This is a genomic window from Rhizobium sp. SEMIA 4085 (assembly GCF_013004495.1).
GTDB classification, from domain to species: Bacteria; Pseudomonadota; Alphaproteobacteria; order Rhizobiales; family Rhizobiaceae; genus Rhizobium; species Rhizobium gallicum.
In genome coordinates this window covers 1-5,185 of sequence record NZ_JABEPH010000393.1, presented here as the reverse complement: position 1 = coordinate 5,185, position 5,185 = coordinate 1, and the positions used below count along the sequence as shown (strand labels likewise).

9 protein-coding genes are annotated in these 5,185 nt (G+C 59.0%); 5 read left to right on the top strand and 4 right to left on the bottom strand.

Features of this window, described 5'->3' with window-relative positions:
• The 3 genes from C9413_RS27380 to C9413_RS27370 all read left to right on the top strand — a co-directional run.
• Positions 1 to 608 (top strand): beta-ketoacyl-ACP synthase 3 (locus tag C9413_RS27380; protein WP_170251163.1); only part of this gene is annotated, 608 nt, incomplete at its 5' end.
• Positions 609 to 719: 111 nt separating this feature from the next.
• Positions 720 to 1,058, top strand: coding sequence for an integration host factor subunit alpha (locus C9413_RS27375; protein ID WP_022714764.1), 339 nt, complete (start codon positions 720 to 722; stop codon positions 1,056 to 1,058).
• 181 nt (positions 1,059 to 1,239) lie between these two features.
• A complete protein-coding gene (locus tag C9413_RS27370; protein WP_039844517.1) occupies positions 1,240 to 1,776 on the top strand; it encodes a MerR family transcriptional regulator in 537 nt (178 codons plus the stop codon).
• A gap of 337 nt (positions 1,777 to 2,113) precedes the next feature.
• On the opposite strand, the gene C9413_RS27365 is transcribed toward C9413_RS27370, so the two are convergent.
• Positions 2,114 to 2,428: a DUF1236 domain-containing protein gene (locus C9413_RS27365; RefSeq protein WP_039844518.1), complete on the bottom strand. Its 315-nt coding sequence runs from the start codon at positions 2,426 to 2,428 to the stop codon at positions 2,114 to 2,116.
• Between the two features lie 248 nt (positions 2,429 to 2,676).
• On the opposite strand from C9413_RS27365, the gene C9413_RS27360 reads away from it, so the two are divergent.
• On the top strand, positions 2,677 to 3,342 hold the full coding sequence (locus C9413_RS27360) for an HAD family hydrolase (protein ID WP_039844519.1): 666 nt from the start codon (positions 2,677 to 2,679) through the stop codon (positions 3,340 to 3,342).
• A gap of 261 nt (positions 3,343 to 3,603) precedes the next feature.
• Here the strand turns inward: C9413_RS27360 and C9413_RS27355 are convergent, their stop codons facing one another.
• Positions 3,604 to 3,954, bottom strand: coding sequence for a hypothetical protein (locus tag C9413_RS27355; RefSeq protein WP_052451499.1), 351 nt, complete (start codon positions 3,952 to 3,954; stop codon positions 3,604 to 3,606).
• Between C9413_RS27355 and C9413_RS27350 the strand changes: the two genes are divergently transcribed.
• Positions 3,953 to 4,114 carry a hypothetical protein gene (locus C9413_RS27350; RefSeq protein ID WP_170251162.1) on the top strand — a complete coding sequence of 54 codons (162 nt, stop codon included), beginning with the start codon at positions 3,953 to 3,955 and terminating at the stop codon, positions 4,112 to 4,114. The two genes, C9413_RS27355 and C9413_RS27350, sit on opposite strands and share 2 nt — an antisense overlap.
• Before the next feature lie 58 nt (positions 4,115 to 4,172).
• On the opposite strand, the gene C9413_RS27345 is transcribed toward C9413_RS27350, so the two are convergent.
• Positions 4,173 to 4,400, bottom strand: coding sequence for a hypothetical protein (locus tag C9413_RS27345; RefSeq protein ID WP_039844520.1), 228 nt, complete (start codon positions 4,398 to 4,400; stop codon positions 4,173 to 4,175).
• 7 nt (positions 4,401 to 4,407) lie between these two features.
• A complete protein-coding gene (locus C9413_RS27340) occupies positions 4,408 to 4,779 on the bottom strand; it encodes a hypothetical protein (protein ID WP_039844521.1) in 372 nt (123 codons plus the stop codon).
• Positions 4,780 to 5,185 lie beyond the last annotated feature (406 nt).

Here is a 5,185-nt window from a genome sequence, read left to right as displayed (position 1 = left end):
CGGCCGACGCCTATATCCGTGGCGGCCTCGCCAGGCGTGCCCTCGTGATCGGTGCGGAAACCTTCTCGCGCATCCTCGATTGGAACGACCGCACCACCTGCGTGCTTTTCGGCGACGGCGCCGGCGCGATCGTGATCGAGGCTGCCGAAGGTGAGGGTACGACAGCCGATCGCGGCATCCTGACGGCGCATCTTCGCTCCGATGGCTCGCACAAGGAGAAACTCTTCGTCGATGGCGGCCCGTCCACCACCGGCACCGTCGGCAAGCTGCGCATGGAAGGCCGCGAGGTCTTCAAATATGCCGTTGGCATGATCACCGACGTAATCCAGGCCGCCTTCGATTCGACGGGTACGACCGCCGAAGATCTCGACTGGCTTGTGCCGCACCAGGCGAACCGCCGCATCATCGACGGCTCCGCCAAGAAGCTGCATATCGCCCCCGAGAAGGTCGTCATCACTGTCGACCTGCACGGCAACACCTCAGCCGCCTCGATCCCGCTCGCACTTGCCACTGCAGCAGGCGATGGACGCATCAAGAAAGGCGATCTGGTGATGCTGGAGGCGATGGGCGGCGGCTTCACCTGGGGTGCTTTGCTGCTGCGCTGGTGACGGCGAAGAATCGCAAAAAACTGGCGACGAACAAGAGCTTGACCGTAAGGCGCAAGACAAATAGTCTTTGCTCGCTTTTAAAAAATATTTTGTAGAATTGGCGGGGAGACCATGACCGGAAAGACAGTGACGCGAGCAGACCTGGCGGAATCGGTTTTCCGGAAGGTCGGTCTCTCCAGGACCGAATCCGCCGAACTCGTCGAGACCGTGCTCGACGAAATCTGCAACGCCATCGTCCGCGGCGAAACCGTCAAGCTTTCCTCCTTCGCCACCTTCCAGGTCCGCGATAAGAATGAGCGCATCGGCCGCAACCCCAAGACGGGCGAAGAAGTGCCGATCTCGCCCCGCCGGGTGATGACCTTCAAGGCTTCGAACGTCCTGAAGACCCGTATTCTCAAGGCGCACACCCTGCGCAAGGTCAAGCAGAAGCCCGCAAATCCGGCCATGTAAGGGTGCAATGGGATAAGTTGAATATCTGTCCCTGATTGCTGCCTCCTGATCATTTTTCTCCAACCGCGCTTTCGGGCTTGTGGGTACGCGAAGACATGACTTGAATTCAACGCCGCAAACCGTTGAAATATGATGAGTCGCGGTTTGGACCGCCACCGGTGATCGCGTAGGGAGTACGACCTTGGACAAGAGCCCCGATGCCTTCCGAACAATCAGCGAAGTCGCTGACGACCTCGATCTGCCGCAACACGTTCTGCGTTTTTGGGAAACGCGCTTTCCGCAGATAAAGCCAATGAAGAGGGGCGGCGGGCGCCGCTATTACCGGCCGGAAGACGTGGATCTGCTGAAGGGCATCCGCCATCTCCTTTACGACCATGGCTATACGATCAAGGGCGTTCAGAAGCTCCTGAAGACCAACGGCAACAAGTTCGTCGTCGCTGTCGCGCAAGGCGATCTCGCCAGCGTCGAGGCGCTTGCCGCGGGTGGCAGGGACAGCGCTCCGGGTGAACCGCGCGTCGGCATTGCGGAGGAGGATCAGCTGGTCGGCCGCGCAAAGCCGCCGATTACCCGCCGCTTCTTCAATTTCGTCGCCGGCGACGACGATCAGTCTGAAGTCTCGATCGGCAAGTCGAGCGTCAGCAAGGAGGACAGGGCGCTTCTGCAGGAGGCGCTCTACGATCTTCTGGAATGCAAGCGCCTTCTCGATCAAGTGCGCTAAAAATCCTTGTGCCTTAGGAATGCGGCCCGTGACCGGGCACTGGACGGTGACAGACGGGGTGACGAAGGTCGGCCAATTCCAGGCGGTATCGTCGACGCCGATTGCCGTCTCCCATGGAAAATTTCGCCGGAAGCAGCGTCTTTTCCGACGGGAGGGTAGGCGAATCCGGCGCTCGCAGCGGTGGTGCTCGCATGCGGCTGGCGGTAGCTGCACCCGTCATGCGCCGGGAAGGCTGATCATCGCCGGCTCTGGACCAAGGCTTCCTGAGGATGAGATGCCTGTGTCTTGCTCTCGGAGGACATGGGCGCGAAGCTTTTGAGCTTCGCGCCTAATCTGATCACTCAAGGATTTGAATGACGCGGTGCGTCTGAGGTTCGACGATCACTCTGCGATTGTTGACGACGGTATAAGCATAACCGTCCATATCCGGGACCTCGTGGATTTCAACCGTCTCCGGAAGCGTCGTTCCGACGACGACATCGCCCTCATAGACGACGGAAGGTACCTGCTGCTCCATCACATAGGTGCGAACTTCCCCCGGCAAGACGATGGAGCCGGTGGGTGCAGGGTCGACGATTACCGTACTCTGCGCGAAGGCGGTAGAGCAGACCGTCAGCGTTACGGCGGCCGTAGCCAGCATGGTCTTGCGCATAGTGCAAACTCCTTTTCCTACCCAGCCTTGATCAAAAAACGCCCCCACGGGTCCGTTGTTCCGGAAAAGGTCGCAGCCGCCTGCTGCTTCGCTGACGAGGCACCGACCTTGGCAAAGCCGCCGGCATCTGTTTAGAGAGGATCGCACGAAAGGACTCGTGCACAGAGAATCGACAGAAAACAGAGAGACAATCCTGATCTCCGTCCGCCTTTCTGCTTACAAAGCCCGTTTTCACAAGGAATTCCCCTGTGTCCTCACTCAATGTACCCGGCAAAGCCTACGATGCATTCCTCTTCGACATGGACGGCACGCTGCTTAACTCCATAGCGGTCGTTGAGCGTATCTGGGGCGATTGGGCAAAGGATCACGGCCTCGAGCCGGAAGTGTTCCTGAAGACGATACACGGCGTCCGTGCCAGCGACACCATCCGTCAACTGGCACTTCCCGGTGTGGATCCGATGCTTGAAGCGAAAAAACTCCTGATCGAGGAAATGGAAGACGTCGACGGCATCGTGCAGATCCCCGGCGCAGTCCGCTTTCTGAACGGCATTCCCGCCAACAGATGGGCGATCGTCACCTCCGCCCCATTTGAACTCGCCAAGCGACGCATGGCCGCCGCCGGCATCCCGATGCCGAAGGTCATCGTCACCGGCGAGGAAGTCCAGGCAGGCAAGCCTAGCCCGGAATGCTACCTGCTCGGCGCCAGCCGCCTGGGTGTCGATCCGAAACGCTGCTTGGTCTTCGAAGACGCGGTTGCGGGCATACTTGCGGGAGAAGGAGCAGGAGCCGATGTCACCGTCATTACCACGACACATGCCACGCCCTTCGAAACACCGCACTTCTCGATTTCGGACTACGAGGCATGGACCGTGACGACAATCGGAGGCATCGGAATCGGAATCGTCGGAGCATAAGTGGCACATCGGCTTTTTGCGCGGAGTACGGCTTTTTCCGCTTGCATTGGGCGACACGAAAAAACTAAACGAAACAAGCTGTTTCGGCAGGTCGAGGCGTAGCGCAACCAGGTAGCGCACTTGACTGGATCAAGGGCGCTGGTTCGATATAGGGATCAGCGAAATTGTTGAGGCCTAGCGAATGAGGCATGTGACGGAATGTAGCGCAGTCTGGTAGCGCACTTGACTGGGGGAAATGGTCCTCTAGTCCAAATTTTCGCCTTATTTCAATACCTTAGAAGTGCTACTTGAATCTCTCGTGGGACTTTTGGTGGGACTTGCTGTCATCTCCAATGCGTTCCGCAGATCGTCGCCCAGAGCGTGCGCATAGCCGGCTGCGACCACGTCTTCTATCGTCTTATTGTCGTCGACGAAGCGGCCGATATCGGCGCGTATGGCCGATTTCAGGCCAGGCGGAAGTTGCTCCCATGGACGCTGCGTCATGCCGGCGACCAGCTTGCGAGCGACCGTCTTGTCCGGCCCGTCACCCGCGGTGCGAAGGTCGCGATAGAGCTTGGCAACAGGATCCTCGCGGACGACCTTCGCTTCTTCGATCTGATCGGTCTTGCTCATGTCAGATGTCTCCCGAGAGATAGATGCGGAGCATCGAGCGCGCATCGTCGGCGTGGTTCTTGATTTGAAAGGTGCTGCCGGGCTCGATCCGCTACTGCAGGGCGTCGAGTTCGAAGATCGTCACGCTGTCGCGCTGGCTGACGAGATCGGGCACCTTTGAATGCGCGACGGAAAGCAGGTGTGTTGTGCCTTCGACGGCCTGCCCCTGCTCTTCGCCTTCATCGACGTCCCGCCACTTCCGGAAGATGGCGCGCACGCCTGAGCGCGGTCTGCCCGGACCAGGTGCCCGGCTTCCACTTGGCGAAGTTCGGATGATCGTAGGAGGCGCCGACATAGGCCGCCGAAGACATGGCCCGGTTCTTTGCCATCTGCAGGCGCACAGCCGCCCTCACTTGTGGAGCAAGCGGCTTTGCATCGGGACCGAGGATCTGCATCTGCGCGCTCATCCGAAGATCACGCCGCGGCTGCGCGCACGAGCCAACGAACGCAGTCCAAGCTGCGCTTCGAGCTGACGGATGTCATCAGCTTGATTTTGTCGGCCAGCGCCGCTGGCTCGCCCGGCTTTCTCGTCTCCGCATAGGCAAGCTCCCAATGCGCGGGCACATCAATCACGTAGTTAAGCCAGTTCTCCCGCATAAGCTCTAAGTCTTCCGGACACCTGATAAGCAAGCCGACGATATACTGAGCCCACGCCTCGCGGAAGTTGTCCTTGTATATCGTGCGACCGCTGCCGAGGGCATGCATTGCCTTCTCGGCAAGAGTGTCGGCTGGCGCAAAGAACTCCTTCTCGATGTCTGCTGCCTCCTCAGGTGGCACGCTCTTCATGGAGTAAAGCTTACTGAGATAGCCCGTCGTTTAGGCGAACCCTCCCGGATATGCAGACCATTTTCCGTCAGCTCGTATATCGTGAGCAGGCCGTTTGTCGTCCATCGCTTCCTGTAGAATTTTGGGATGTAATGGTGGGCCTCGGCGGTGTTCTGAATCGGCTGGCTCATGCCAAGATTCTGCACTGTTGCGTTGCAGAAGGAAGAGCTGCGCCTTGCTAGCCCACAGCTAGGCTATTAGATTGTATTCGCCGCGACGACCGCTTTTGATGCTGTGGACGGCTCCTCCGCCGGCATCGCGATGTGCCATATTTGCGGTGTTGTTCAGGAACCGCATGGGAGGAGCCATCCATGGAAGAGATTACCACGATTGGACTCGACATTGCTAAGTCGGTGTTCCAGGTGCA